Origin of the sequence: Gluconobacter sphaericus (assembly GCF_016757795.1) — a bacterium.
GTDB lineage: Bacteria > Pseudomonadota > Alphaproteobacteria > Acetobacterales > Acetobacteraceae > Gluconobacter > Gluconobacter sphaericus.
In genome coordinates, this window is the sequence record NZ_CP068419.1 from 593182 (window position 1) to 618345 (window position 25164).

Genomic DNA, 25164 nt, shown 5'->3' on the forward strand with positions numbered 1-25164 from the left:
TGTATGTAGATCACAGACATTCGCCAGACGCTTCTTATGCAAACAATAATTGCGTGTAAGGCCACTCCAAAAAGGAATGGATACTTGATGACGACGCCCGATTTAAATCTTCTGACTGTGTATTCCCGGCGTTTTTTTGAACGTCATCACGCTCATCGTGCAGCCGTCAGCATTTCTTTTTTTTGGCTGTTTTTGAAAACACGGATCGGAGCAGCAGTCGGTTATCTGACTGGCAAAGAAAGCCAATACATTTTGCAGGATCGCTTCACAGTTGGGAGCACAATTTTTTAAAAATCGCAATGATCATACCGCCATGCAACGGAAGTTCGGATACAATATAACGACGATCTTCTTTTAGATAATTCGTCAGCGAGCGTAGGTTGCCGCGAAAATGTCCTACATTATCCAAAACCACAATCGCGTTATTAGACAATTTTGGTTCGACCAGTCGCAGGATATCCATTGCCAACGTGGGCCAGCCATCAAGCAAAAGAAAATCCACCTCGCATGCGAGATTTAAAAGCGTCAAACGCGCATCACCCTCACGGACTTCGGCATAGGTGCTTAAGCCTGCAGCAGCGATATTGGCACGGGCAGAGACGACTTTAGCAGCAACCATTTCCGTCCCAATAAGACGTCCGCCAGTCTGGCTATCCCGTATCGCTGCAGCAAGGTAAATACTGGATACCCCGAACGACGTGCCAAACTCGACAGCGCACTGCCCCCCTCGCGACCGGAGAAGCATGTACAAGAATTCACCCTGCTCGCGATCGATTGGGAGAAGCTTATCATCATAAAAACTCATTTTTTCTTTGAAATTGATTGAACGCCCCATCAATAACGCAGGCAACTGCGGCAGATAACGCTTCAGTAATTGCGCTCTCTGAGCATTTGCAGTCGTGATGAGAGTGTCGATTACACGTTGGGCAACAGGATCAAGAACTGTGAGCCTGTCTGCAAAGACCTTCGAGGATTGCCTTTTTTTCGTCATTCAAACTCTCCTTCCCTCAAGACCTAGCATCTCAATGAAAGGCGGATATAAAGCGTTTAGGCCATTATATATCGCTGAACCGCCATATGCATGCAACGATCCCACTCGCCGTACCCATGCCCTCCGGAAGCCTGTTAGTCGCAGCAATGGGCCGTCAGTCCATGGAGCGAACCTCTCCGCCACACCGTCATTCTGAAGGTCAGTTGCTCGGCTCTCTGAAAGGTTTATTGACAGTCGGAACCGATGCGGGCCTCTGGATCGTACCGACAGTTCATGCCGTGTGGTTTCCGCCGAATACGGTACATTGGAACCGCTCTCACGGCCCGATGGAGGGATGGACGGTTTATATTTCCGAGGAAGCCTGTCGAAATCTGCCGTCACAGGCGTGTACGATCCGAAATTCAGGCCTATTATTAGAGGCCGTAGTACGCGCAGCAAGTTGGAAAACCGGGCCATACGATGAAGCTTCACATCGAATTGCTCGTGTTATTTTGGATGAAATCTCGACATTGCCTTCCGAAGATTTTTGTTTGCCGTTCCCGCGTGATCCAAGAGTCAAACGCGTAGCTCAGGCCTTAATTGATAACCCTTCCGGTGCACGTGACTTTAAGACATGGGCATCGTGGGCTGCGGTGAGTGAGCGCACGCTCAGCAGACAATTTGTACAGGAAACAGGATTTAGCTTCAGGACCTACAGGCAGAGGGCGCGACTATTACGTTCTCTGGAGATGCTTGCCGAAGGCCAATCCGTAAACCTCATCGCGCTTGACTTGGGTTATGCAACAGCAAGTGCATTTATTGCCGTGTTTAGTAAGGTTTTCGGAAAAACTCCCGCCGCCTATCGTGAAAAAATGTATTTGCGCGGCAACGGCTAGGCTCAGGACTCATCACCAAAAAATGACGGTCGGGCATCTGTCATAGCGTATTGCGACCCGTCGCCAGTCCTTGAGCCTTCCGAACATGGAGGGATCGAAGAACCGTTGATTGATGTGCTTGGCCTGTAATTTCTGGGGTTTGGCGATTTTATTGACGGTTCTTGAGATCGTTTTCGCTCTGCGATTTGAGCAGAACAAGGGATTTGTGCTCTGGGTTTCTACCCGGCGGCCTTTATCCGCTCCAGGAAGAGGAAGCGGCGCATGTTGTAGACAATATTGGCCAGTCCGATCCTCATGGTGGCCCGGGTGATACCGACAGTTCGGACGAACAGACCCATTTGCGATTTCTGGTCAGCAAAGACATGCTCGACGCGGGATCGGATCACGGACTTTCCTGCATTGGACCGCTGGATATGGAGTGGCATGGGTTTGAGATGCGGCTTCTTCCTGTGAACCTTTGAGACAAAGCCCTGCTTTTCCATGAAATCTTCATTGGCTTTTGAGCGATACGCCGTGTCCGCCCAAACGCTTGAGGCCGTATTGGTTTTATCCAGCAGCCCTTCTCTCAATCGCGCACCATCACTGGCGGCGGCATCCGTTGTCTTCCATTTCCGGATGAACCGATACTTCCGGTCGATGGAAACATGTGATTTGTAGCCAAAGAACGGAATGGCAAGATCCGTTGACGGGATCGTCCCATCATCCTGCCGCTTTGCTTTGGTGAACTTCAGTGTCCAGCGCGCATGGCGATCCTTGTGCGACAGCTTTGACGGCTTGTCCTGCCAGTCTTCGGGAATACGGCCTGCCCGGAGATCGGCTTTCTCGGCGTTCGTGTTGCGCTGCTTTGGAGCAGCCACCAGCGTTGCATCCAGGATCTGACCCGACATCGGCAGATAACCAGCACTGCGCAGGGTTGTATCAAAGCGATTGAACAGACCCTCGATCGCTCCCGCCTGGGTCAGGCGTTCACGGAACAGCCAGACCGTTTTGGCATCAGGAACACGATCTGAAAGCCCCAGGCCAAGGAAGCGCATGAACGACAGGCGATCGTTGATCAGATACTCAGTCCGTTCATCGGACAGATTGTTCAGCGTCTGGATCACCAGGATTTTGAACATCAACACTGGATCGAACGGCGGTCGCCCGCCCTTGCTTCCGTCTGAATAGGCCAGAGCCTGCTCCAGGTCAGGACGGAACACTTCAAAATCCACAGTCCGGGAAAATGCTTCAAGCTGATCACCAAGCCCGCTCAATCGAGCAAGTCGCTCTTCAACGTCAAAAAATCCCGCCTGTTTCATAGCGCCATTCCCTCAGTCAGAACCGGACGAATGGAATCACAGAGCTGATTTCAAAACCAGCGGGTTTTTCGAACCCTCCATTTTCAATCGACTCAAGACGCAAAGGGGGAACCATCAATCAGTATGATAAACGTCCAACATCCTAAGCTCGACATATCAATCAACACCTCTTTGCTCCCTCCATTTTCAATCTCATAGGGCTGGCGCAACTATCCGACACCAAGTATGGACCCGCGCTGTGAATCTGAAGCGCCATGATAGCTATGTTGCCAACCGACCAAGAACGAAGCGGCAACAGTGCACTTCCATTTGTCCAGCGCATCGTGCCATTTTCGACATTATTCCATCCAGGTAGATCAGCGTCATGCAAGTGGGAGATCAACGTCGTCGTTGTATCAGATTCAAAAAGCTTGATATTGCCGACCAACACACCAAGTACACGACGATCATCCACAAAAGGACCGATCACATCGCAGGGACGGCTGGCATTGGACAGAATACGAACCGACCTCACGCCAGAAGGGACCTTAAACATGACCCGATCTTTCGCCTTGCGGATAGGATGAAGAATTTTCCCGGCTTCAGTGACAAGACGTAACCCATCTTCGTATGTCAGAATCGGAGCTTGCGACCGCCCCGAATATTCGACGTGATCGGCCCGTGACTGAAGGCTACGAAACAGAGGTTCAACAAAATGGCGCGAAACATCGAGCGGGGCCGCCGCATCATCCCAAGTTAAATTACGGCTCTGCCTAATTGAGACAACCGGACCGTTCTGATCGAAGGCGCGCCTGTTACCGGTATCGAGGTAGCTTTCAGTTAATACACCATCGGCCATAATGACAGAGTGCTCCTCTGTCTCCACATGATAATAATCGTAAGATACTATGCTTTTATCGAAAAAAATCGAACGCCCGTTAACAAGCATGCGGACCGGGACGAACCGACCGTCAAGAAACAGACAATGTTCTGATGTAATGAGCATGTCTTTGTAAGGGACGTTGTGTGCAATCGCCCCTTTCAACAGACGCACCGGATAGCCAGCTTCATCATCCGGCAAACGCACATGAACGATTGCACGCGATTGCCCCACCCACGTTACCTGCCTGATGGTGCCCTCTGTTACGTCGTCATCAAAGGCAACAATATGATCGCCGATTTGGATCTCTTCTACGGGAGTATCGCCTCTGACCGTGCGTATACGGCTTCCCCTGCAAAAGCAGGCCCCTCCAGATACGCTCAGAATGGCAGTGTTGCTTCCGTAAGTCTTGCCAAAACTCTGAGACCCGCCACTTCCGGCAACAACTGTATCTGAAAGATTCGGAAGGGCAAAATTCGTAGTGCCATTACCGCCATAAGTTGTGCCTAAAAGAGAAAAAAGCGCCACATTTTGCCCAATGGGCAGCAGTGCGCCATTCGCCAGTACCCACCCCTGAGGAATGGAGGCCTCTGATCCTGCATAGGCACGGATTTCACCCATGACGGGACCATTATCGCTACCTGCATTAGGATAAGCACCGTCGACACAGATAATGTAATTCAGTGCAAGCCCGGGAGCACGATTGTCAAAGGACGTGCCTTTACCTCCATCGGACACGGGGACGTTCGCATTACTCAGCGAAACTGTCTGCTTTCCTACAACAGCCCCCAATTTTAACGTGCTGGATGTCCCGATAATGCTGCGCCCAGTCAAATTAGGCAGCGCAAATGTTGCCTGTCCATCTCCGCCATAAGTAGTGCCAATTACCGCATATAACTGGGGGTATTCGGCGATAGGCAGTAATTGCCCAGCTGCCACAAGAAACTGACCACCAGAGATCATGAAGGTTGACCCCGCAAAAGCGTCAACCTCTCCCACAAATCCCGGCGAAGACGAGTCACTCGTCACGCGAATGAGATAATTGACGTTCAGTGAAGGTTGAGCGTTATCCACTGACTGACTAACGCCCCCCAATGCTGGCGGCAACTGGTCTTCGGTCAGCGTGGTCTGGCTTTCGCCCGTCACCTCTCCCAAATACGAACTGCTTTGGCTTCCTACTTCTACTTTTCCTGCCAGATCTGGAAGACTGAAATTCTGACTACCATCTCCACCATATATCGTACCAAGAAGAACAAACAACGACTCGTTGCCCTTAATGGCAAGAAGCTGACCCTGACTCTTTAAGGTGACTGACGTTAAAATATTGTCAAAAGAAAAAGTTCGGATCATTGCGATCGGCATATCCGAGGAGCTTGCGGCAGATAGAAAGCTGCCGCTGACGACAATCGCCTGCGTCAACGTTATAGTCTGCTGATTATTGTCAAATGCCCCAGTAGTCATGCAGATGCGCGCCTTTGATACTTTTTTCTGTCGTATTTGGCGCAAGAAAAGATCACATACACAAATGCATCTCTGTAAAATGGACTGTTTTTAAAAGACATTCCTCCAGTTTCGATCTCAGCCTCAAAAAAAACAAGTCGAAACATGAATCTCACCAAAAATGCGACAAAGGGATTTCCTTCATCCGGCAGACCTCTAAAGATGAGACCTGATCATTTTGTTGGGCATTTGTATGACATACGCTGACTTTACACCCTCCGATCACAAAGCCGTGCCAACCTACACAGTTGATGATTTGATGGCATTGCCGAGCTTCCTTCAGTGCCTGAATTTCTGTAACCAGCAACTTCTGTCGATCCACAGGCAAATGCCGCGGGAAGTCCGCTATGTCGCTGATTTACGTCGCTGGGTTATGACCCACGGCGCACTTGCATTGCATTTTTCACACCAGATTAATCCGGATCTTCCACCACTCACGGCAACCAATCTTTTTCGTGAGGTCGAACATACAGGAATAGCCAGCCCAAACACGGTCACGAGCTATCTGAAAGAAATTCATACACGAGGTTATATCACCTTGCTGCCCAAGGCAGACCAGCGTGTGCGGGCCTATGCCATGACAGAATTTTCCGAAAAAATGTTTTATCTCTATCTTCAGATCAATCTGCAGGGACTGGATCTGATCGATGGTGCCGGGCGTGCTGACATCGCCAGTACAGATCCGCGAATTTTAACCCACATGCACCCGATTTTTGCGCGGCACATGCTCAATGACCCGGTCTATTATGCGCCCCCGCCGTCGATTGCCCCCCTGGTCAACACAACGATTGGAATCTCTATTCTCAATGAAATGACACGAGCACAAAAAGAGACGCCGTCAGACGCCAGCCGCGTTTATATTGCTCTTGGTAGCGCCAGTGCAATGGCCAAACACTATGGTGTTTCTCGCGGAAACGTCGCCAGATTGCTTTCAAAAGTACAAAATGCTGGCCACTATGGACAAGATGACCGAGGCACGTGGATTTCAGAACAACTGTTGCAAGACCATTATGTTCTACAAGCCCTCAAAATGGCTCATAGCGCATCAGCCTTCATCGAAGCACAGAAGCTGAGAAGCGAGGAAGCCTCCATGAGGCAACTACCGATTTCCACATGAACTGATAGCACCTGCCGGATGGCTGTATTCTCTAGGAAAAAGCTTGATCAAAGGAATACTGCTGTTGAATCGTCTTAAATTTTTAGTCCCATGTTTTAATGATTGCGATTGATGAATTTTTCTGACTCTGAAGTCCATATTTTGCCGATGCATTCGCAAGGTGTGAGGTCACTCAGGGTCTTGACCCTTCGCCCTTCGCTACACCGAGCGTCTGACTAAGGCCGGGATCAAGCCGTACGTCGGCAGTGTCCGGCAATTCATACGACCGCGCGCTCTGGCCGAGACCGAGAAGCCGTTCTACGCCGCTATAAACCACGTCCACATGGCTGCGTAATTTACACAGACCGGTCTCCGAAAATCCCGAAGTGTTTCAGACTGCCTCAGAGACAGCCGTTATGCAGTTCGGGAGACGTTACGTTCGTCCCATAGTGTCCGAAACGTGGTGGCCAGATTGAAATCGAGACGTGAAATATCGACCATGATCATTTTGATTATCAAAACCATCAATTTGCCCGATAATGGGAAAAATTCCACTCTTCCTGTCACCCTAATTCACCACATGCATGAGAGATCCGGACATGAGCCAGCATCGCGTCGCCGTTATTCAGGCGGGAACCAGTCTTTTCAACACTCCTCAGACACTGGATCGGATGGAGGCCCATTGCGAAGCGGCTGCGGCACAGGGCGTTGAGCTTGCAGTGTTTCCCGAGGCGTATGTTGGCGGGTATCCAAAAGGGCTAAGTTTCGGTGCAATTCTGGGAAGCCGTTTTCCAGAAGGACGTGAGGATTATCTGCGTTACTGGAAATCTGCCATTGACGTGCCAGGGGCAGAAACGGCGCGGATTGGCTCGTTTGCAGCGAAAATGAAGGCTCACCTCGTTGTTGGTGTTATCGAACGTGATGGGGCCACATTGTATTGTACTGCGCTTTTTTTCGGACCCGATGGGGCGCTTTTGGGCAAACACCGCAAGCTGATGCCGACGGGAACCGAGAGGCTGGTCTGGGGACAGGGAGATGGTTCGACCATTCCGGTTTTTGAGACGGATATCGGCCGTATCGGGGCTGCGATCTGCTGGGAAAACTATATGCCGGACCTGCGGCAGAGCATGTATGCACGCGGCATTAATCTCTGGTGTGCGCCTACGGTGGATGAGCGCGACATCTGGCAGGCGTCCATGCGACATATTGCCTATGAAGGACGAACGTTTGTTCTCAGTGCCTGTCAGTACATGACGCGCGCAGATGCGCCAGAGCAATATGCCTGTCATCAGGGCAATAATCCGGAAACCGTTCTTATTCGTGGCGGCAGCGTAATCATCAATCCGCTGGGAGAAATCATCGCAGGCCCGATCTATGATCGTGAAGCCATCATTACCGCCGATATTGATCTGGATGATGTAATCCGGGGGAAATACGACCTCGACGTGTCGGGGCATTACGCCCGTCCTGATATCTTTAATCTGCAGGTAAACAACGAATGTAAATCCCCGGTATCGTTCTCGGCGCCGGAGACCAATGCGTCCATTTTCGAAACCAGCCCCGAATGAAATAATTCCGGCCCTTGTAGCAGTTGGAGGGGCAAAGAGAGGCTATCCCAGATTTCCCGCACTTTTATTGTAATGCGCGGAGGTAGACCTACGCCTGATGAGCTCGTCGAAAATGGCCCATCGGAGAATACACTCGATCGGAATCTGAACCAGGAGGGTTCGAAAAACCTCCAGGTTTTGAATTCTTCTGTATGTTTCCATTCCTCCGGTTCTAATTGAGAGAATGGCGCTATGAAGCAGGCCGGTTTCTTTGACGTTGAAGAGCGGCTTGCCCGGCTGAGTGGGCTTAGTGATCAGCTCGAAGCTTTTTCCCAGATTATGAATTTTGAAGTCTTCCGCCCTGATCTGGAGCAGGCTTTGGTCTATTCAGATGGGAGTAAAGGCGGACGACCGCCATTTGATCCGGTGCTGATGTTCAAAATTCTGGTGATCCAGACGCTAAACAATTTGTCCGACGAACGGACAAAGTATCTGATTAACGATCACCTCTCCTTTATACCTTCCTTGGTCTGAGCAGACAGGGCTGTTCGTCCGGACTGTCGGCATCACCCGGGCCACCATGATGATCGGACTGGCCAATATCATCTACAACATGCGCCGCTTCCTCTGCCTGGAGCGGATCAGCACCACAGCGTAGCTATCAAGCGGGTGACGGCCCCCAATCTTCTCAAAACGCAGATCAAAAGCGACCTAAAGAACCGTCAATTAATACGCCAAATGCCAGAAATTACAGGCAAAGCATATCAACCGAGGGTTCTTCGATCCCTCCAGTTGGCTGAGCCTTTTTCGATCTCCAGTCTTTCCAAAAAATCTATACACCGTCGGATGTCGTGATGAATGCAGGGATGTATTATTTCAATGACTTCTGCTTTCCGAAAAACAATTACGACGCCATGTTCAGTGTTCGACATGAAATGTAAGATAGAAAATTAGGGACGCAATATAGAAATAATATAAATTAATTGTTTCTGTTTTTATATATTCTACATATACCTCAATAAGATTCACCCGTTCCCGTGTAGAAAAATCTGTTCTGAGGACTGCTGATATGAGATTACCGGATTTTGAAGCATGGGCCATTTTTGCCAAAGTGGCTGAACGCGGATCCTTCGTCCGAGCTGCCGAAGAGCTTCAGCTTTCCAAACCAACGATCTCGAAAGCCATCAATCGTCTGGAGCAGTCTCTGGGCATTGCACTATTCAATCGGAATTCCCGGCAGATGTCCGTGACGGAAACGGGCCGCATGCTGCTTGGACATGCCAACCGAATTCTTGCTGAAGCAGAAGCTGCTGAAAGCGAAGCCCGCGGCGGCACTCATCGTCCTTCAGGCCTGATCCGGGTCGCTGCTCCCATGACCTTTGGGATCAGGCATCTCTCGCCCGCACTCCCGGCCTTTTTGGAGAAATATCCGGATATCGACATCACTGTCGATTTCAGCGATTCCCTCGTCGATCTCGTGGCTGAAGGGTATGATCTGGCTTTGAGGATTGCGTCTCTGGCCGATTCATCTCTGCGTGCCCGACATCTTTGTGGAGTCCGCCTGCTTCTGGTCGCAACTCCAGAATATCTGAATCGTATCGGGCGCCCAACGCATCCGCGTGATCTCGAAGGGCAGAAAAGCTTCGTTTATACGAATACTTCCGCTCCTGGTACGCTGCGCCTCACCTCCATAAAGACCGGTGAGGATTATGTGCTGTCGCAGGCCTCACGCTTTAGGGCCGACAATGCAGAGGCATTTCTTCCAGCCCTGAAAGCGCATCTGGGGTTTGGTCTGTTTCCAGAATTCATGGTCTGGGATGGCCTACAGGACGGGCGTTTCGAACAGATCCTGCCGGACTGGGATGCCGCGAGTATTGCGCTTTATCTCGTGACTTCCAGCAGTACGCTCCGCCCCTTCCGTGTCAATGCCTTGATGGAGCATCTGGTTTCTGCGTTTGAACATCCGCCTTGGGCCAAAGCGGACGCCTGAGGTCCGACCAGAAAAGTACTCTTATCGACGCAGGGCATCTACAGAGAAACGACCGGCTCCAGAAGCGGCGAGCGCAAGAAGGCCACCTGCGATGCTAAAATTCTTGTAGAAGTGAATCCACATATCGTAACGAACCATACCGTCGAACGTCCAGTAATGATGCCCGATAAAGGCTGTAACGATCGTGTAGATAGCCAGCAGGATGGAAAGCGGTTTTGTCAGGAACCCGGCGACAAGCGCCAGACCGATACCCAGTTCCGTAATGATAGCGATGATGGCGGATACAGTCGGAACTGGAGCGCCCGTGCTGGCCATGTAGCCTACGGTGCCATCAAAACCCATCAGTTTGCTCCATCCCATAAGGACGAACAAAAGAGCCAGAAGAATGCGTGAAGCGAGAAGGAGCTGATCGCGGGGGAAGGGCATGTTCATCGGTTTATCTTTCGTCTTTGCAGGTATCTGACATTCGGCTGGAAGTTTGCGCTTCTGCGTTCCGGGGCCGTTGGTGTCTGTTTTATCTCCGCCGCATAAACGAATAAAATGGAAATGATAGAAACTATATGTTTCTTTTTTTATCTAAATGCGGACTATCTGCGCCACAAACCTGTCATCAAAATCCAATCTGAAGACTCGTCCCAAGAACAACCGCATTATGATAAATACCGGTTGCACCGGGGCGGATAACGTACTGGATGTCGGGCGTCAGAAACGTACCCGAAGCGATATGCGCGCCATATTGAGCTTCCAGAACACCAGTATGGTTTTGGGTGTCTGACAAATGGGCAGCACGTAATCGTTTCCTGAGCCAAGCACTTTGTTCGGACCAGACGAATAACAGCCCGACCCTGTCCTGCGGACATTTTGCCCAGAAGCCTCGATCTTCAAAACCAGCAACGCCCATATCCCGATAAATCGAGATCCGGTCATCGGAATGGGTGTAGTTGAAAAAGAACAGAAGACCGCCGTCTGCTGCTGCTGTCTGACGCAGGAGCATAACGTCACCTCCCGCCCACGCTGCAAAATATCCCCGATGTTCCAGGGGCGCCCCTCCCGACAGGGCGAGAAGGTTTCCCTGTCGATTCAGGGCAATATCCGAAGCCTGTGCGGTAGAGGCATAAAAACCTGCCCTCAAATGAACCGGTTTCTGACTCTTGCCCCAATGAGGAGTCCAACCTGCCTCAACGGGAAGCATAACCCCCGTGACACCATGGTCGGACCAATTGAGTCCCGAGGGGCCGCCCAGCGCGCCGCCAACAGCATTGATGCCTGTGCGGAGATAAAGGTCGTGATCCAGACTGAGACTGGCATAGAAAGACCAGTTATTCTGCGGCGGCATGATGAAGGCGCCCTGACTGCCACCGCTTATGGCGCGCGGAGTCGGACACAGGCCGAACGAAAAGAAATCGCAGAAGATCGGCGAAGCATTGAAAAGCATCGCCGCGCCCATCCGGCCTGCCATAAGGTCCAGCCGGTCATGCCACAGCTTCTGTTCAATGAAAGCATATCCGAGATGCGCAATAACATCGCCTCCAGCACCATAGATATTGTTCTCATTGAAAACACTGTCTCCCACATAATCCCGCCCAACAGGACGACCACTCCTGTTCAGGAAAAAGAGATGAGTGCTGAAGCCGTGCAAACCGGCCAGAAGTCCCCAGTCTGCATCAACGCTAACGGATGTTTGCCCGGCATAATCCGCACCTTTCCGCATCCCGCCGGAAACATTTCCAACGGCCATGCCGAAGTAATTCACGTTCAGAACAATTCCGTAGCGTGCAAGAGCTGAACGAATACCCCACCAATCTCCGAGAAGAGCCTCATCATGTTGTACGCCGAGCCGTGTGGCAGGAGTCGATACTTGCAGAATAGGCCATGCTGAGTAAGCGATGGCCATCTTCTGGTCGGCTTGTGCAGACCGTTTCTGACGCTCGTCTTCGGCTTTTATCGACCTGATAAAAGAAGAGGAAAACTCCCACCTTCGCGCCGATATAGCGCTTTCTGGACGCTTTCGTTGGTGATGCAACATCCAGTGTTCATAAGACGTGGCGATACTCTCATCTGACGAACTCTCAGGATTGGCTTGGTCTTGCAAGGGCGAAGCAGCACCAGATGACAGCGCGGTCAGCCCAATACCGAACGCAAATGCCACAATCACCCGTCTACTAAAACTGCTGCAAAAGCCGTCCTTATGGACGCGACGATAACCCAGAGGTCTGGTTTGCGATAACATCGATGCTTACACCCACCTGAAGCGCAACCCACTGTCCGGTGGCCCACGGGCCCTGACCAATGCCGAAGGCAGAGCGGATCAGATCAAGATGGCCTTTGGCGTGAGCTGTCTGACCACTGATGTCGAGAGTGAAAGGCAGAGTTTCGGGCCGGCTGACACCACGGATCGTCAGCGTCCCAACAGCTTCGTACGCATTACCACCTTTGGCCCGGAAGCTACGGGCTTCAAACGTCGCAGTCGGGAAACTGGCCACATTAAACCAGTCGCTTCCCGGCATGGCCCCATCACGCTGCTTGTCTGCTGTCGTGGCGCTTGCGATATCGATCGTGATTTTCGCATGCCCCTCTTCGGGATGGGCCGGATCGAAGGAGATGGTTCCGTCGAATTTTCCGAAATGTCCCGTAAAGGCATTTCCGGTTTGTGTTCCCGCAAAGCCGATCGTGCTGCGAGCAGGATCAATCGTCCAGTCTGCGGCGAAAACAGGTGTTGCGGCCAGAAAGCTCATGGCGAACGCTGAAAAGGCTGCTTTTTTAAGAAAAGCCATGATGTCAGTCTCCGTGTCTGGAAGCAGATTTTCTGCCAATGGCAGGAAGCATCTGTCGCATGATGTTATCGTTCAGAACGAAATGGTGACGAAGGGCGGCGGCGACATGCAGCCCAATCAAGGCCAGCAGAAACCAGCCGCCCCAGTGATGAACCGCTTTTAGTGCGGCTTCGACGGGGGCCTTGTTCTGCAACGTTGAAAGCACTGGCAGATCGGGCCATAGGATAGTGCCGTACAAAAGAGTTGGAATCCCAAGAGTGGACACCGACACCATGGCCCATCCGCTGAGCGGCATGAACATTTGAAGGCCGTATAGAGCTGCATGCGTCAGATGGGCTGCCATGCGCTCGAACCCCTTCATATCACCAGGAAGCTCTGGCGGCCTGTGCGTCAGGCGCCAGACAATCCGTAGCGCAATGAAGACCATGACCGTAATGCCGATCGACTTGTGAAGCTGGTACAGCTGAAAAACACGCATCGGATCGAGAGACAGGTGATCCATGACCAGCCCCATGACGATCAGGATCAGGATCCCCGCAGCGATCAACCAGTGAAGGATGATCGCCACGCCCGTATATCGCGTGATCCCGCGGCTCTGCTTTGCGGGCGCTGTCATGAACTCAGTCCTGCTTTTCGAAAGCGCCAGCAATCCGCAGCTGCACGGCATCGCTGACATACGGAACATACATCTTCACGCCGAAATCGCTGCGCTTGATGGTGCCTGTTGCTTCAAAACCGGCTGTATATTTCTTGTCGAGCGCATTCACACCTGCGCCGATGAAATGAACCTTGAGCGTCTCAGGCTTCGTCACACCATGAAGCGTCAGATTACCTGTGACGATGGCGTCAGCCTTGCCCGTGCGGCGGACGGAGGTGGATTCAAACGTGGCGTTCGGATACTGCGCCACGTTGAACCACTGGTCGCCCTTGAGTTCTTCGGTCAACTTGGCGCTGGTCGTCTGAACTGACCCAACCGGAATGCTCACGGAAAGATGGGACGCAGCCGGATTTTTATCATTGAGGTCCAACGTGCCGGAAACGTCCGAAAAGACGCCCTGATAATTGGTGAACCCAAAATGCAGAACGGAAAAGCCAACCTGCGTGTGGCCGGGCTCAACATTATAGGTGCCGGACTGAACTTGTTCAGGAGCAGTGACGACCTGAGCTGTTGCCGGATGCGGAACGACAGATGCAAATGTCAGGGCGGTAAAGGAAAGCAGAAAGAAGGAGGATTTCATGTCGGGTTCTCTGGTCAGAATGAAAAAGCAGGGACCGAGCAACAGGCCCTAAAAGAGCCTGTTGTGCATCCTTGTTGACCAGAAAATTAAGTGAGAATTCCCGAGGAATATATATAAACAACGGAAACTCATTGTTTCCTGTTTTTATGCCATTCCTTCTTCTGAAGCCCCCAGATAACCAGAAGCCTCGATTTCCTGCATATCCATGGCCTGTTCCATTTCCCGCAGAACCCGGTCATGGATCTGCCCTGCATGATGCAGGCGCAGAATTTCCTCCCGCCCCGCTCCTATGGCTTTTAGAACAGCTTCATAATGGGCAATTTCCTCAGGGCGATGCTTCGCAGTATCCTCCGCATACTGAAGTGTCACATCCAGACGATAGCGGTATTGCTCCAGAAGACGCGGATGGCGCTCGCTTCCGTCCGGAAGGCGGGACGCCTCTTCAATGGCACGAAGCTGCGCCTCCGCAACTGCAATCCAGGCCCGGTTTTCATCCGACTGGATAACACGCAGCTCTGACGCCCCATTAATCCTGAGCAACCCAATCAAAGGCGCCAGCGTTGTCCCCTGAACCAGAACGGTGACCAGAATTGAGGCAAAGGCGCAGGCCAGTGCCAGATCACGTCCGGGGAACCCTTCCGGAAGCGAAAGAGCCGCCGTCAGGGTCACGACCCCTCTCATGGCTGCCCATCCCATAATCGTTGAAATGGCCACAGACGGACGCGCAAACCGTTCCGGCCAGCGCCGACGCAACAGACCGACAATGCCGTCCGATGCGAACAACCAGACAAACCGGGAAAACACCATCGCTACCAGCACGATCCCGACGGGATAGACAAGATGATGCAGAATATCAGGCGTGCCCCGAAGGCGGCCCAAAACACCCCGAAGGGATAGCCCGATCAGAATGAACAGAACGGATTCCAGCAGAAAGACAAGCACTTTCCAGAATGCATGAGACTGAAGACGTGTCTCCGCATCAAAATCCCTGTGCTGATGCCAGCCCAGAACCAGCCCCGTTGCGACGGTAGCCAGAACACCCGAAACATGAAGATGGTCCGCACCAATATAAGATACTTCGGCCAGAAGAACTGTCGTAATGATAACCATGTCGCTGTCGCGTAACCGGCGGATGACAAACAATCCCAGGAACCCGACGACAAGACCAATCAGCACCCCGCCCACAGAAACAACACAGAATGTTGTCAGGGCTTGAAGCGGGCGAAAGATTCCTGTCAGAGCCGCAACAACCCCAAAGCGGAAAAGAACCAGCCCCGTCGCATCATTCAGCAGACTCTCCCCCTGAAGCAGGGACGTCACACGACCGGGTAACGACAGGCGCTCCAGAGCCGCTTCGGCCGCAACTGCATCGGGCGGAGAAACGATCGCGCCCAACGTGAAACACGCGGCCCATGGAAGAGCGGGCACCACCAGATGCGCCGCCACCCCTACAGCTGCGGTCGTGAACGTCGTGGTACCAACAGCCAGAAGAAGGATACCGGACAGGTTTTTCCGGAACTCCCGCCAGGCTGTAAACCACGCACTGCTCATCAGCAGGGGCGGAAGAAAGACAACCATGACCAGTTCGGGGTCGATCGTGACTTCAGGTGACCAGGGCGAAAGAGCAAGCCCCGTACCTCCCAAAATGAACGCTGCCGCAGGAGGGAGCTTCAGTTTCCGCGATAACAGCTCAAGAATCAGGATGACAGTCAGAAGAAACAGAAAATACTCGTAACGCGCCGTATCAGACATGTTGCATCCAGTGCTGCAGCCTGCTCAGGAAGAGAGGGATGTGACTCCGGATCTAGCACATCGAACGCGACACTGTTTCCAGTTCTCTGACTACTCCGGCAACGAAATCCGAAAAAGCCCGCGCCTTGGCACTCGTCAGCCTGCCAGAAGGATAGACGACCCACAGATCAACAGGCGGCAAAGACCAGCCCGTCAGACAGCGGACCACCGTTCCGCGTTCCAGTTCCGGCAGGAACATCCAGTCCGCCGCAATGGTCAGACCCAGATCCGCAAGCACGGCAGCCCGGATCCCTTCGGCCGCACTCAGGTTCAGACGCGAACTCAGTGTTACGCTTACGTCTCTTCCCTGTTGGTGGAAAACATATCTTTCTCCATCGTCCCGCGCATAGGTGACAGCCTGATGCTGAACAAGGTCTTCCGGTGTCTCCAGAGCCAGGGACTGTTCCAGATACCGGGGCGTAGCAAGAACAGAGCGCCGCCCTCTTGCCATGCGCTTTGCAATCATCGTGCTGTCGTTCAGAGGCCCCACGCGAATGGCAACATCAATTCCGTCCGCCACCAGATCCACACGCCGGTCATCAAGTTCGATATCCATTTTCAGTCGGGGATGTTCCTTTAGAAACTCACCAAGACGGGGCACAATCTGAATCCGCCCGAAGGTTGTCGGAACTGCAACCCGAAGCCTTCCCTGCAAACTGAACGTACTGTCACGCGCTGCGGCATCGGCATCCTCCGCATCGGACACGATCCGGGCCACACGCTCGAAATAGCGTTGCCCTGCATCCGTCGGTGCCAGACCATGTGCAGAGCGAAGTAGAAGCTGCACGCCCAACTGACGCTCAAGCTGTGCAACGGCCTTTGAGACCGCTGGCTGCCCAAGATGCATCAGCCGCGCCGCCGCAGAAAAAGAGCCACTTTCAACGACCCGTACGAAAACGGTCATGGCCTGAAGACGATCCATTTTATTATTCCATTATGGAATTCTCTCTATACTAAAATGATAACTACCAATCCAATACGGAAATCTTCATCCTCAGGAACACAGCGCAGATAGCGCGTTTCACACAGGATTTTTTCCCATGGCCGATCTTCTCTTTTCCCCGAAATTCGTTGGGTCCATGCGGCTCGAACATCGCATCGTCATGGCACCCCTGACCAGAATGCGTTCCAGCATCGGCAATCTGCCCAACGACCTGATGCGCGAATACTATACCCAGCGCGCCACGCCGGGCGGTCTGCTTATTTCAGAGGCCTCTCCGGTTGCCCTGACCGGATATGGCTTTGAACGCGCCGCTGGAATTTACGATGATGCACAAATCCCCGGCTGGAAACGCATCACGGATGCTGTTCACGCCAAAAGGGGACGTATGTTCCTGCAACTCTGGCATGTCGGTCGTCAGTCCGCACGCAGTCTTCAGCCCGACGGCGCTGCACCTCTTGCTCCTTCCGCTATCAGAGCCGACGGCACAGCATGGACACTCAACGGCACAGTCCCCTATGACATGCCCCGCGCCCTGGAACTCAATGAAATCCCATCTCTGATCGATGCCTATCGTCAAGCCGCAGCACGCGCCCTTCAGGCAGGATTCGACGGTGTGGAAATCCACGGCGCCAACGGCTATCTGCCCGACCAGTTTTTGCAAGACGGCACGAACAAGCGCATTGACGCCTATGGCGGCTCGCTCGAAAACCGCGCGCGCTTTCTTCGGGAAATTACTCAGGCGGCGATTGACGTATGGGGTGCCAATCGCGTCGGAGTCCGACTCACGCCAAGTGGATCTTACGGATCAATGTTCGACAGCAACCGACACGCCACATTCAGCTATGTCGCCACGATGCTGGAGACAATGGGGGTTGCCTATCTGCACATCGTTCAACCACGGGTCGGCGTAGATGCAGAACCCGATCCGGTCGATGTATCTGTCCTGCGCCCCCTCTTTTCCCGAACCATCATCGCCGCAGGCGGTTTCACAGCCGAGAGCGCCGAAAGACTTCTGGAATCCGGGGACGCAGACCTGATCGCATTCGGACGCGCCTTCATCGCCAATCCGGATCTGGTCTTGCGATTACGGAATCATTGGCCGTTGAACCGATACGACCGTTCAACCTTCTATGGTGGAGATTTTCATGGCTATACGGATTATCCGACGTTCAGTGGAAATTTGTAAATGACGCACCATCCGGAACTATAATCATTTAAAAATAGAATCCAATATAGCAAAAAGTCTCATGTCCAGAAGATAATTATTACAACTAGTCAGATGAATGGTTCAAAAAACCAGTATTTTGAGACTGCCTTCGTATTTCCATTTCTCCTAAATTGATTTGAATGTGGAGCATGAGGCAGACCGGCTTCTTTGTAGTTAAAAATCGGGCCGCCATTCGATCTGTTACTGATATTCAGGACCCTAGTCATCCAGCGAGTGGCAGCTCTCGATCTGCTCGAAAAGCAGATCGAAACGCCCCAAAGAACCGTCAATTAAATCACCAAAAGCCTGGAAATCACGTACCAAGCGCATCAATTAGCGGTTCTTCGATCCCTCCCTTTGTAGGGGGAGTGCCAGAATCCTTGCAATTCTACCACCTGACGTTCAGCCGGCCTCTCCCACATCCTTGACGGAAGCATCGGCTTGTCCCTTGCTCCAGTAGCCGGATGCTTTGATCCACTGGACTGGAATCCGGCGTTCATCCAGAAGATACTGACGCACGGCTTTTGCCACACGGCTTTCAGCAGCAACCCAGACAAAAGTCCGCTCCGAAATCTCCAGATTTTTCAGAGCAGCAAGAATGTCCGCAGCGTCATCCGCCTGTTTCATAGGTCGATGAACCCAATGAGCAACATGACAGGCTGTAGTGACAAACACCTGTTCGTCCTCCTTCCCTGGCACTGTTACGAGAGTAGTAACCGGCATTTGAGCTGGCATTTCCTCAACGCGTCGCCCGATCGCGGGAAGCGCCGTTTCGTCGCCGATAAGAAGCCAGTGTTCAATTTGTCCGGAAACAATCTGCGACCCACGCGGACCGCCGATTTCCAGATAATCACCAGGTCTGGCAGACCTCGCCCAAGCTGCAGCTGGTCCGCCAGGGTGGTTGACGAAGTCCAGGCATAACGTCCCATTCTGCGGGTCATATTGACGCGGCGTATAATCACGCGGCGTCAATGTCCCATCCGGCCCTGGTACAAAGATCTTAATGTGATCATCAGGAGCCAGACTGGTAAAACCGGCAAGCTCGCGCCCCCCCAGAGTAATACGAATCATGTGGGAAGTAAGATGCTCAACAACATGGACCTCGAGACGACGTCGGACAAGTTCATGTCGCACACGCCGAATCTCGGGACTGGCACCACGATTTGAGAAAGACTGAAAAAGCTTCATGACCATGTATCCCTATCTGCCGGCAAACCGGTGACTGTAGATACACAGACGCACAGGCTGCCAGCATTCTACTGTCAGTTTCTGCGCGTTGTTTCACGTTAACGCATACGAAAGTGCGATCGTACAAAGATCGCTCTTAACCCTCGAAGCAGACCCTTCAGAACCCGAGTCTGTCAACTATTTTCTCGGCATTCCCTTTACCCAATGTCAATACCAATAAAAAAGAGAAAATTTAAAATATTTAAAAACAACAAAATTACTTATGATTAATAATATTCCCACCAAAGAACAATTATTTAAATAAAATAAGAAGATATTGTTGATGGAATTTTTTCTATCTTTTTGCTTAAAATGAGAGATTACTGCACAAAACTTCTCTGCGCTCGCACCAATCATCTTCAACAAGAGAAAACGGCGCATATTTATAGACAATATTGGCCAGCCCGATCCTCATGGTGACCCGTATGATACCGACAGTTCGGATGAAGAATCCCGTCTGCGATTTCTGGTCGGAAAAGAGATGCTCGGGCGTGAGCTTGAAATGCGGCTTTTTCCTGTGAACCTTTGAGACAAAGCCCTGCTGTTCCAAGAAATCCTCATTGGCTTTTGAGCGATAGGCCGTGCCTGCCCAAACGCTAGAGGCCGTGTTGGTTTTATCCAGCAGGCCTCTCTCAACAGCGCGCCATCACCGGCAACGGCATCAGTTGTCTTCCACTTCCGGATGAAACGGAACTGCCGGTTGATGGAGATGTGTGGTCTGTAGCCAAAGGGCAGGATGATAAGATTACTCGATGGCATGCTTCCATCATCCTGTTGCTTCGCTTTGGTGAACTTCAGTGTCCAACGCGCATGGCGATCCTTGTGGGACAATTTGGATGACTTACCCTGCCAGTCTTCGGGAATACGCCCTGCCCGGAGATCCGCTTTCTCTGCGTTCGTTTTACACTGCTTTGGAGCAGCCACCAATGTAACATCCAGGATCTGGCCCCACATCGACAGAATAACCAGCCTTACGCAGGGTTGCGCCAAAGCGATTGAACAGACCGTCAATCGCGCAAGCGGCCCTCAACATCAAACAATCCGGACCACTTCATCTTCCACCCCCCGCCAATCAAATTAAAAATGAAATCATAGCCATAACTATAGAACCAGATAAATTTTATATTTATAAATATTGTTAAATTATTTTATTGCAACCACACAATTACCACAGATAATATTCATTTGATCCATATTTACCCCAACAAGCCAGAAACTCTATTTATGAAGGTGAGAAATTACCGTTGATGAAAAACAATATTTTTTATTAAAAATGGTCGAATTTATATAGATGTTTTGTTACATTCTCAGAAATATTAAAAAAAATCCATAAAACACGATTTAAAAGACGTTGTGTTTCAAGACCCGTATCGTCCCGCTTTCCCTATCCTTGCTACCTTTGTCGGGGACCGAGCTGAATGAATGCCATTGTCGTCACCGCGCTAAGGCGACCACTTACCTTTGTCGTTCTATCGATCATGATCGTGCTGCTTGGCGTGATGTCGATCCTCAAGACGCCGACCGATGTCTTTCCAGACATCAAGGTACCGGTCGTTGCGGCAATCTGGACTTATCCGGGGCTTTTGCCTCAGCAGTTTGCAGGCCGTATCACCTATAACTTCGAACTGGCCGTAACCACGACCGTTCAGAACATCGAGCATATGGAGTCCAACTCCTATTACGGCCGCTCGATTGTGAACCTCTATTTCCAGCCGGGTACTCCGGTCGGAACTGCTGAAGCTGAGGTCACGGCCATTGCCCAAACGGTGCTTCTGGGACTGCCTCCCAAAGTGCCTGCGCCAATGATTGTGGCCCTGAACCCTTCGCAGGTTCCTGTCATTGCGCTTCAAATGACGTCCGACAAGCAGACACCATCTGACTTGTTCAAACTCGGTGTTATTCGAGTACGGCCACTCCTTGCAACGGTTCCTGGCGCAGTCGTAGCGCATCCGTATGGTGGTATGGACAGCTTCGTAATGGTGTCCCTCATCCAGAAGCAGCTCCTCGCGCATCACCTGACGGCCTCTGATGTTCAAGCGGCCCTAACAGCTCAGAACATCGTTCTTCCCGCAGGTGACCAGAAGATCGACGCGACCGACTGGATGGTGCAGACGAATGCGACACCTGAGTCGATGGAAGACATTGGCAGTATTCCGGTGAAGCGCGTCGGGAATGCCGTGATCTATATCCGCGATGTTGCAGATGTGTATCGCGGCGGGCATCCCCAGACGAATCTGGTTCTCGTTAAGGGCCGCCAGGGCGTTGAAATCATCACGCAGAAGGGCGGAACAGCCTCGACGCTCGACGTTGTCGCAGCGACCAAGGCCCTTCTTCCGCGCCTGAAAGCGATCCTGCCGCCTGACGTCCATATCTCCATTCTGTCTGACGCCTCCATCATGGTGAAGGATCAGATCAAGGATGTGGTTCAGGAAATGATTACCGCGTCGTTCCTGACCGGTATCGTGGTTCTGCTCTTCCTCGGTTCCTGGCGCTCGACGGTCATTATCGCGACCTCAATTCCGCTCGCCATCCTGTGCTCGATTATCGCTCTTGGATGGGCCGGTCAGTCGATCAACGTCATGACGCTGGGTGGCCTCGCGCTCGCGGTCGGTATTCTCGTCGACGACGCTACAGTGATGATCGAGAACATCGATACCCATCTCGAAATGGGCAAGGATCTCGAAACCGCCATCATTGATGCGGCAAACCAGATCGTCATCGCGACCTTCGTCTCCACGACCTGCATCTGCATTGTCTGGCTGCCGCTGTTCGAGCTGGATGGCGTTGCAGGTTACCTATTCATGCCGATGGCCCTTGCCATTATGTTCGCGATGATCGCGTCCTTCATCCTGTCGCGAACCCTTGTTCCGACCATGGCGAAGTACCTTCTCGCAGGTCATGTGCATCACCCGGCCGGCGCACCCGGCCCGGATGAAGACCCGCACGGAATTCATGACTCTGCGATCGACATCTCGAATCCGCATGCGACCCAGCGTCCGCCGTCCGGCTTCTTCAGCCGCTTCCAGAAGGGCTTCGAGGCGCGCTTCACCAGCTTCCGTGAAGGATACAACACAATCCTCACACGCTGTGTGGAACGCCGTGGCGCTTTTGTCGGCGTCTTCATGATGCTGTCCATCGCATCCATGGGGCTCTATTTCGTCGCAGGACGGGACTTCTTCCCCGAAGTGAAATCCGATGCCCTTCAGATGCACATGCGCGCACCGCTCGGAACGCGTATTGAAGTCGCAGGCCGGATTGCCGCCCTTGTGGATGACCGCATCAACCAGCTTCTGCCGGGCAAGGTCGAGAACATCATCTCGAACTGTGGCCTGCCGGAAGGACCGCATAACCAGGCCTTCATTCCGACCCCATCTGTCGGGACGCAGGATTGCGATCTGACGATCGCCCTGAAGAACGCTGAATCCCCCGTCTGGGATTACCGTGCCCTTCTGCGCAAGGATCTCTCCAAGCGCTTCCCGGGAACGGTCTTCACCTTCCAGCCTGCGGATCTGACAAACAAGATCCTGAACTTCGGCTCCGCTGCTCCCATCGACATCCAGCTTTCCGGCCCGGATGCCATGGAGAACTACAACTATGCCAAGCACCTGATCGGGCTGATTCGCCAGATCCCGGGCACGGCAGACGTGAATATCCAGCAGACCATGTCCACGCCAACGCTGATGGTGAATGGTAATCGTACCTTCAGCCAGGCAACAGGCGTTACTGAAGCTGATCTCGCCACCAACGAACTGTTAACGCTGTCCGGCTCGGTCGTCGTTGATCCGCAGTTCTGGCTTGATCCAGTCGACAACGTGACGTTCCCGCTGAACGTCTATACGTCACAGGACCAGCTGACCCACCTGTCTGATCTCCTGACCATTCCGGTCGACAAGGGAGACGGTGACCCGAACGACAAGATCCAGCTCATGGGTGCCATTGCCGACGTCGTCGCAACGGGCACTCCGGGTGAGGTCTCGCACTACAACTCCATGTCCGAGATCGACATCTATGTGAACGTCGAGGGCAAGGATCTGGGTTCGGTGCTTGATCAGGTTCGCCACGTCGCCGCCAAGGACGCTCACAACCTGCCGCGCTCAACGGCTGTGGATATCCATGGTCAGGCCACGACAATGGCAGGCGCCTACAAGCAGCTCATCCTCGGTCTCGCGATCTCGATCGTCCTGATCTATCTGCTGATCGTGGTGAACTTTCAGTCCTGGCTGGACCCGTTCATCATCATCACGGCTCTGCCGGGTGCACTCGGCGGCATCGCATGGGCTCTGTTCCTTACACAGACACGCCTGTCCGTGCCGGCCCTGACGGGCGCCATCATGTGCATGGGAACCGCAACCGCGAACTCGATCCTCGTGGTGTCCTTTGCCCGTGAACGCCTTGAAATCCACGGCGATGCGCTTAAAGCCGCTATTGAAGCCGGTTATGGCCGTATCCGTCCGGTCATCATGACCGCACTGGCCATGGTCGTGGGCATGATCCCGATGGCAACATCGAACTCGACCAACGCGCCTCTCGGCCGCGCCGTGATTGGTGGCCTGATCGTCGCAACGATCTCGACTCTCCTCTTTGTTCCCTGCGTCTACGCAATCCTCCACAACCGCACATCGCGTCAGAAGGAAATCGCCTGATGGCTACCTCCCCCAAACTCATCGCCGCTGCGGGAGGGTGCCTCCTCGCGCTCTATGTCGGCTATATCGTGGTTGACCGCATCCATGTCTCTACTGCCCTCGCGGTCGAGACCAAGGAAAATGCTCTGCCCGACGTTGCCGTCGTCAAGCCGATCCAGTCACCCAAGAAGGTCGCCCTGACGCTGCCCGGCAATATTGACGCCTGGTATCAGGCGCCGATCTATCCGCAGGTCTCGGGCTATGTGAAGATGTGGTACAAGGACTACGGTGCCCGCGTGAAGCAGGGCGACGTTCTGGCCGAGATCAACGCCCCAGCGCTGGACGCGCAATACGCACAGGCGAAGGCCGATCTTGCGTCGATCATGGCAAAGTACAACCTGTCCAATGTCACGCTCCAGCGCTGGCAGGCCATGGGCCGCTCCCAGTCCGTCTCGGGGCAGTCTGTCTCGGTCGCACAGGCTGACCAGCAGTCCGCCAAGGCGCAGGTCGAAGCCGCCGAACGGAACGTTGCGCATTTCGAGGCACTCGAACGCTTCAAGACGATCGTTGCACCCTTCGATGGTATCGTGACCTCGCGTGACATCAATGTCGGCGACTACGTCCATGACGGCGGCGGCAATCTCAACGCTGCCGGTGCGGCCTCCGAACTCTTCACCGTGGCTGACGTGCACAAGCTGCGTCTCTTCGTCTCCGTGCCGGAAGTTTTCCAGTATGTTCTTCAGCCGGACATCACAGCCGACGTTAGCGTACCGCAGTTCAAGGACCGCAAGTTCAAGGCGAACTTCCTGACGACCGCACGCGGCTATGATCCGAACACCCGTACCTCCACCACAGAGTTCGAAATGGACAACCCGAACGAAGTTCTGTGGCCGGGCACCTTTGCTTCGGTAGAGCTCAAGGCGAACAATGAGAACTCGCATCTCTACGAAGTTCCCACGAGTGCTCTGGTCTTTCAGGAAAAGGGCATGCAGCTCGCTGTGGTGCGGGACGACAACACGGTCCATTTCCAGAACGTGACGGTCGGACGCATGGCTGATACGGCAACGGAAATTCAGGCTGGTATCGGCCCGAACGACCGCGTGATTGCCAACCCGCCAGCGGATGTGCTCGAAGGTGACAAGGTCAACGTGACCGTGCCGCAGCGCGGCTACAACCAGTCCGGCTTCGGAAAAGAGAACGAGTAAG

The 25164-nt window shown here is 52.9% G+C and carries 19 protein-coding genes and 2 pseudogenes; 9 read left to right on the forward strand and 12 right to left on the reverse strand.

Annotation, left to right across the window (positions count from 1 at the left end; all coding sequences use genetic code 11):
* Positions 1 to 87 precede the first annotated feature (87 nt).
* Entirely contained in the window at positions 88 to 291 is a 204-nt protein-coding gene (locus tag IGS75_RS02985) for a hypothetical protein (protein ID WP_202257522.1), read from the forward strand.
* On the opposite strand, the gene IGS75_RS02990 is transcribed toward IGS75_RS02985, so the two are convergent.
* The gene (locus IGS75_RS02990; protein ID WP_202257523.1) at positions 266 to 991 is read right to left on the reverse strand and encodes an O-methyltransferase; all 726 of its coding nucleotides are present in this window, start codon (positions 989 to 991) and stop codon (positions 266 to 268) included. The two genes, IGS75_RS02985 and IGS75_RS02990, sit on opposite strands and share 26 nt — an antisense overlap.
* 161 nt (positions 992 to 1152) lie before the next feature.
* Here IGS75_RS02990 and IGS75_RS02995 point away from each other — a divergent pair, with 161 nt between their 5' ends.
* On the forward strand, positions 1153 to 1866 hold the full coding sequence (locus IGS75_RS02995; protein WP_237468948.1) for an AraC family transcriptional regulator: 714 nt from the start codon (positions 1153 to 1155) through the stop codon (positions 1864 to 1866).
* Positions 1867 to 2084: 218 nt separating this feature from the next.
* Here IGS75_RS02995 and IGS75_RS03000 read toward each other — a convergent pair whose 3' ends face one another.
* Positions 2085 to 3164 carry an IS5 family transposase gene (locus IGS75_RS03000; protein WP_202257129.1) on the reverse strand — a complete coding sequence of 360 codons (1080 nt, stop codon included), beginning with the start codon at positions 3162 to 3164 and terminating at the stop codon, positions 2085 to 2087.
* 160 nt (positions 3165 to 3324) lie between these two features.
* On the reverse strand, positions 3325 to 5529 hold the full coding sequence (locus IGS75_RS03005) for a tail fiber protein (protein WP_202257525.1): 2205 nt from the start codon (positions 5527 to 5529) through the stop codon (positions 3325 to 3327).
* Positions 5530 to 5716: 187 nt separating this feature from the next.
* On the opposite strand from IGS75_RS03005, the gene IGS75_RS03010 reads away from it, so the two are divergent.
* The 4 genes and pseudogenes from IGS75_RS03010 (at position 5717) to IGS75_RS03025 (ending at position 10156) form a co-directional block, all read left to right on the forward strand.
* A complete protein-coding gene (locus IGS75_RS03010; protein ID WP_202257526.1) occupies positions 5717 to 6640 on the forward strand; it encodes a hypothetical protein in 924 nt (307 codons plus the stop codon).
* A 578-nt stretch (positions 6641 to 7218) separates the two neighbouring features.
* Positions 7219 to 8187 (forward strand): carbon-nitrogen hydrolase family protein, encoded by a 969-nt coding sequence (locus IGS75_RS03015; RefSeq protein WP_272929774.1) that lies wholly within the window; start codon positions 7219 to 7221, stop codon positions 8185 to 8187.
* Between the two features lie 231 nt (positions 8188 to 8418).
* Positions 8419 to 8685 (forward strand): annotated as a pseudogene (locus IGS75_RS03020) (transposase); the annotation flags it as partial.
* A gap of 550 nt (positions 8686 to 9235) precedes the next feature.
* Positions 9236 to 10156, forward strand: a complete 921-nt coding sequence (locus IGS75_RS03025; protein ID WP_202257528.1) for a LysR family transcriptional regulator — start codon at positions 9236 to 9238, stop codon at positions 10154 to 10156.
* A gap of 21 nt (positions 10157 to 10177) precedes the next feature.
* Here IGS75_RS03025 and IGS75_RS03030 read toward each other — a convergent pair whose 3' ends face one another.
* From IGS75_RS03030 to IGS75_RS03060, 7 genes are all read right to left on the reverse strand, one after another.
* On the reverse strand, positions 10178 to 10588 hold the full coding sequence (locus IGS75_RS03030; protein WP_202257529.1) for a DoxX family protein: 411 nt from the start codon (positions 10586 to 10588) through the stop codon (positions 10178 to 10180).
* A gap of 178 nt (positions 10589 to 10766) precedes the next feature.
* Positions 10767 to 12050 carry a carbohydrate porin gene (locus tag IGS75_RS03035; protein WP_202257530.1) on the reverse strand — a complete coding sequence of 428 codons (1284 nt, stop codon included), beginning with the start codon at positions 12048 to 12050 and terminating at the stop codon, positions 10767 to 10769.
* A 292-nt stretch (positions 12051 to 12342) separates the two neighbouring features.
* The gene (locus tag IGS75_RS03040) at positions 12343 to 12930 is read right to left on the reverse strand and encodes a YceI family protein (RefSeq protein WP_174787592.1); all 588 of its coding nucleotides are present in this window, start codon (positions 12928 to 12930) and stop codon (positions 12343 to 12345) included.
* Positions 12931 to 12934: 4 nt separating this feature from the next.
* Positions 12935 to 13546 carry a cytochrome b gene (locus IGS75_RS03045; protein ID WP_202257531.1) on the reverse strand — a complete coding sequence of 204 codons (612 nt, stop codon included), beginning with the start codon at positions 13544 to 13546 and terminating at the stop codon, positions 12935 to 12937.
* Between the two features lie 4 nt (positions 13547 to 13550).
* Positions 13551 to 14168: a YceI family protein gene (locus tag IGS75_RS03050; protein WP_202257532.1), complete on the reverse strand. Its 618-nt coding sequence runs from the start codon at positions 14166 to 14168 to the stop codon at positions 13551 to 13553.
* 144 nt (positions 14169 to 14312) lie between these two features.
* Positions 14313 to 15920, reverse strand: a complete 1608-nt coding sequence (locus IGS75_RS03055) for a Na+/H+ antiporter (protein ID WP_146862630.1) — start codon at positions 15918 to 15920, stop codon at positions 14313 to 14315.
* 52 nt (positions 15921 to 15972) lie between these two features.
* Complete coding sequence (locus IGS75_RS03060) at positions 15973 to 16881, reverse strand: LysR family transcriptional regulator (protein ID WP_202257533.1); 909 nt, start codon at positions 16879 to 16881, stop codon at positions 15973 to 15975.
* Between the two features lie 118 nt (positions 16882 to 16999).
* On the opposite strand from IGS75_RS03060, the gene IGS75_RS03065 reads away from it, so the two are divergent.
* Complete coding sequence (locus IGS75_RS03065) at positions 17000 to 18088, forward strand: alkene reductase (RefSeq protein ID WP_202257534.1); 1089 nt, start codon at positions 17000 to 17002, stop codon at positions 18086 to 18088.
* 423 nt (positions 18089 to 18511) lie between these two features.
* On the opposite strand, the gene IGS75_RS03070 is transcribed toward IGS75_RS03065, so the two are convergent.
* On the reverse strand, positions 18512 to 19297 hold the full coding sequence (locus IGS75_RS03070; protein WP_141353512.1) for a siderophore-interacting protein: 786 nt from the start codon (positions 19295 to 19297) through the stop codon (positions 18512 to 18514).
* 378 nt (positions 19298 to 19675) lie between these two features.
* Positions 19676 to 20366 (reverse strand): annotated as a pseudogene (locus IGS75_RS03075) (IS5/IS1182 family transposase); the annotation flags it as partial.
* A gap of 388 nt (positions 20367 to 20754) precedes the next feature.
* Between IGS75_RS03075 and IGS75_RS03080 the strand changes: the two are divergent.
* Together IGS75_RS03080 and IGS75_RS03085 are read left to right on the forward strand one after the other, a co-directional pair.
* On the forward strand, positions 20755 to 23979 hold the full coding sequence (locus tag IGS75_RS03080; RefSeq protein ID WP_202257535.1) for an efflux RND transporter permease subunit: 3225 nt from the start codon (positions 20755 to 20757) through the stop codon (positions 23977 to 23979).
* Positions 23979 to 25163, forward strand: a complete 1185-nt coding sequence (locus IGS75_RS03085) for an efflux RND transporter periplasmic adaptor subunit (RefSeq protein WP_141353516.1) — start codon at positions 23979 to 23981, stop codon at positions 25161 to 25163. Before IGS75_RS03080 ends, IGS75_RS03085 begins: the two co-directional genes overlap by 1 nt.
* The last annotated feature ends 1 nt before the right edge of the window (position 25164 follow it).

Excerpts from the sequence above, each read along its gene's own strand:
- IGS75_RS02985 (WP_202257522.1), top strand. The coding sequence starts at position 88 with ATGACGACGCCCGATTTAAATCTTCTGACTGTGTATTCCCGGCGTTTT.
- IGS75_RS02990 (WP_202257523.1), bottom strand. The coding sequence starts at position 991 with ATGACGAAAAAAAGGCAATCCTCGAAGGTCTTTGCAGACAGGCTCACA.
- IGS75_RS02995 (WP_237468948.1), top strand. The coding sequence starts at position 1,153 with ATGGAGCGAACCTCTCCGCCACACCGTCATTCTGAAGGTCAGTTGCTC.
- IGS75_RS03000 (WP_202257129.1), bottom strand. The coding sequence starts at position 3,164 with ATGAAACAGGCGGGATTTTTTGACGTTGAAGAGCGACTTGCTCGATTG.
- IGS75_RS03010 (WP_202257526.1), top strand. The coding sequence starts at position 5,717 with ATGACATACGCTGACTTTACACCCTCCGATCACAAAGCCGTGCCAACC.
- IGS75_RS03015 (WP_272929774.1), top strand. The coding sequence starts at position 7,219 with ATGAGCCAGCATCGCGTCGCCGTTATTCAGGCGGGAACCAGTCTTTTC.
- IGS75_RS03025 (WP_202257528.1), top strand. The coding sequence starts at position 9,236 with ATGAGATTACCGGATTTTGAAGCATGGGCCATTTTTGCCAAAGTGGCT.
- IGS75_RS03030 (WP_202257529.1), bottom strand. The coding sequence starts at position 10,588 with ATGAACATGCCCTTCCCCCGCGATCAGCTCCTTCTCGCTTCACGCATT.
- IGS75_RS03035 (WP_202257530.1), bottom strand. The coding sequence starts at position 12,050 with ATGGCCATCGCTTACTCAGCATGGCCTATTCTGCAAGTATCGACTCCT.
- IGS75_RS03040 (WP_174787592.1), bottom strand. The coding sequence starts at position 12,930 with ATGGCTTTTCTTAAAAAAGCAGCCTTTTCAGCGTTCGCCATGAGCTTT.
- IGS75_RS03045 (WP_202257531.1), bottom strand. The coding sequence starts at position 13,546 with ATGACAGCGCCCGCAAAGCAGAGCCGCGGGATCACGCGATATACGGGC.
- IGS75_RS03050 (WP_202257532.1), bottom strand. The coding sequence starts at position 14,168 with ATGAAATCCTCCTTCTTTCTGCTTTCCTTTACCGCCCTGACATTTGCA.
- IGS75_RS03055 (WP_146862630.1), bottom strand. The coding sequence starts at position 15,920 with ATGTCTGATACGGCGCGTTACGAGTATTTTCTGTTTCTTCTGACTGTC.
- IGS75_RS03060 (WP_202257533.1), bottom strand. The coding sequence starts at position 16,881 with ATGGATCGTCTTCAGGCCATGACCGTTTTCGTACGGGTCGTTGAAAGT.
- IGS75_RS03065 (WP_202257534.1), top strand. The coding sequence starts at position 17,000 with ATGGCCGATCTTCTCTTTTCCCCGAAATTCGTTGGGTCCATGCGGCTC.
- IGS75_RS03070 (WP_141353512.1), bottom strand. The coding sequence starts at position 19,297 with ATGAAGCTTTTTCAGTCTTTCTCAAATCGTGGTGCCAGTCCCGAGATT.
- IGS75_RS03080 (WP_202257535.1), top strand. The coding sequence starts at position 20,755 with ATGAATGCCATTGTCGTCACCGCGCTAAGGCGACCACTTACCTTTGTC.
- IGS75_RS03085 (WP_141353516.1), top strand. The coding sequence starts at position 23,979 with ATGGCTACCTCCCCCAAACTCATCGCCGCTGCGGGAGGGTGCCTCCTC.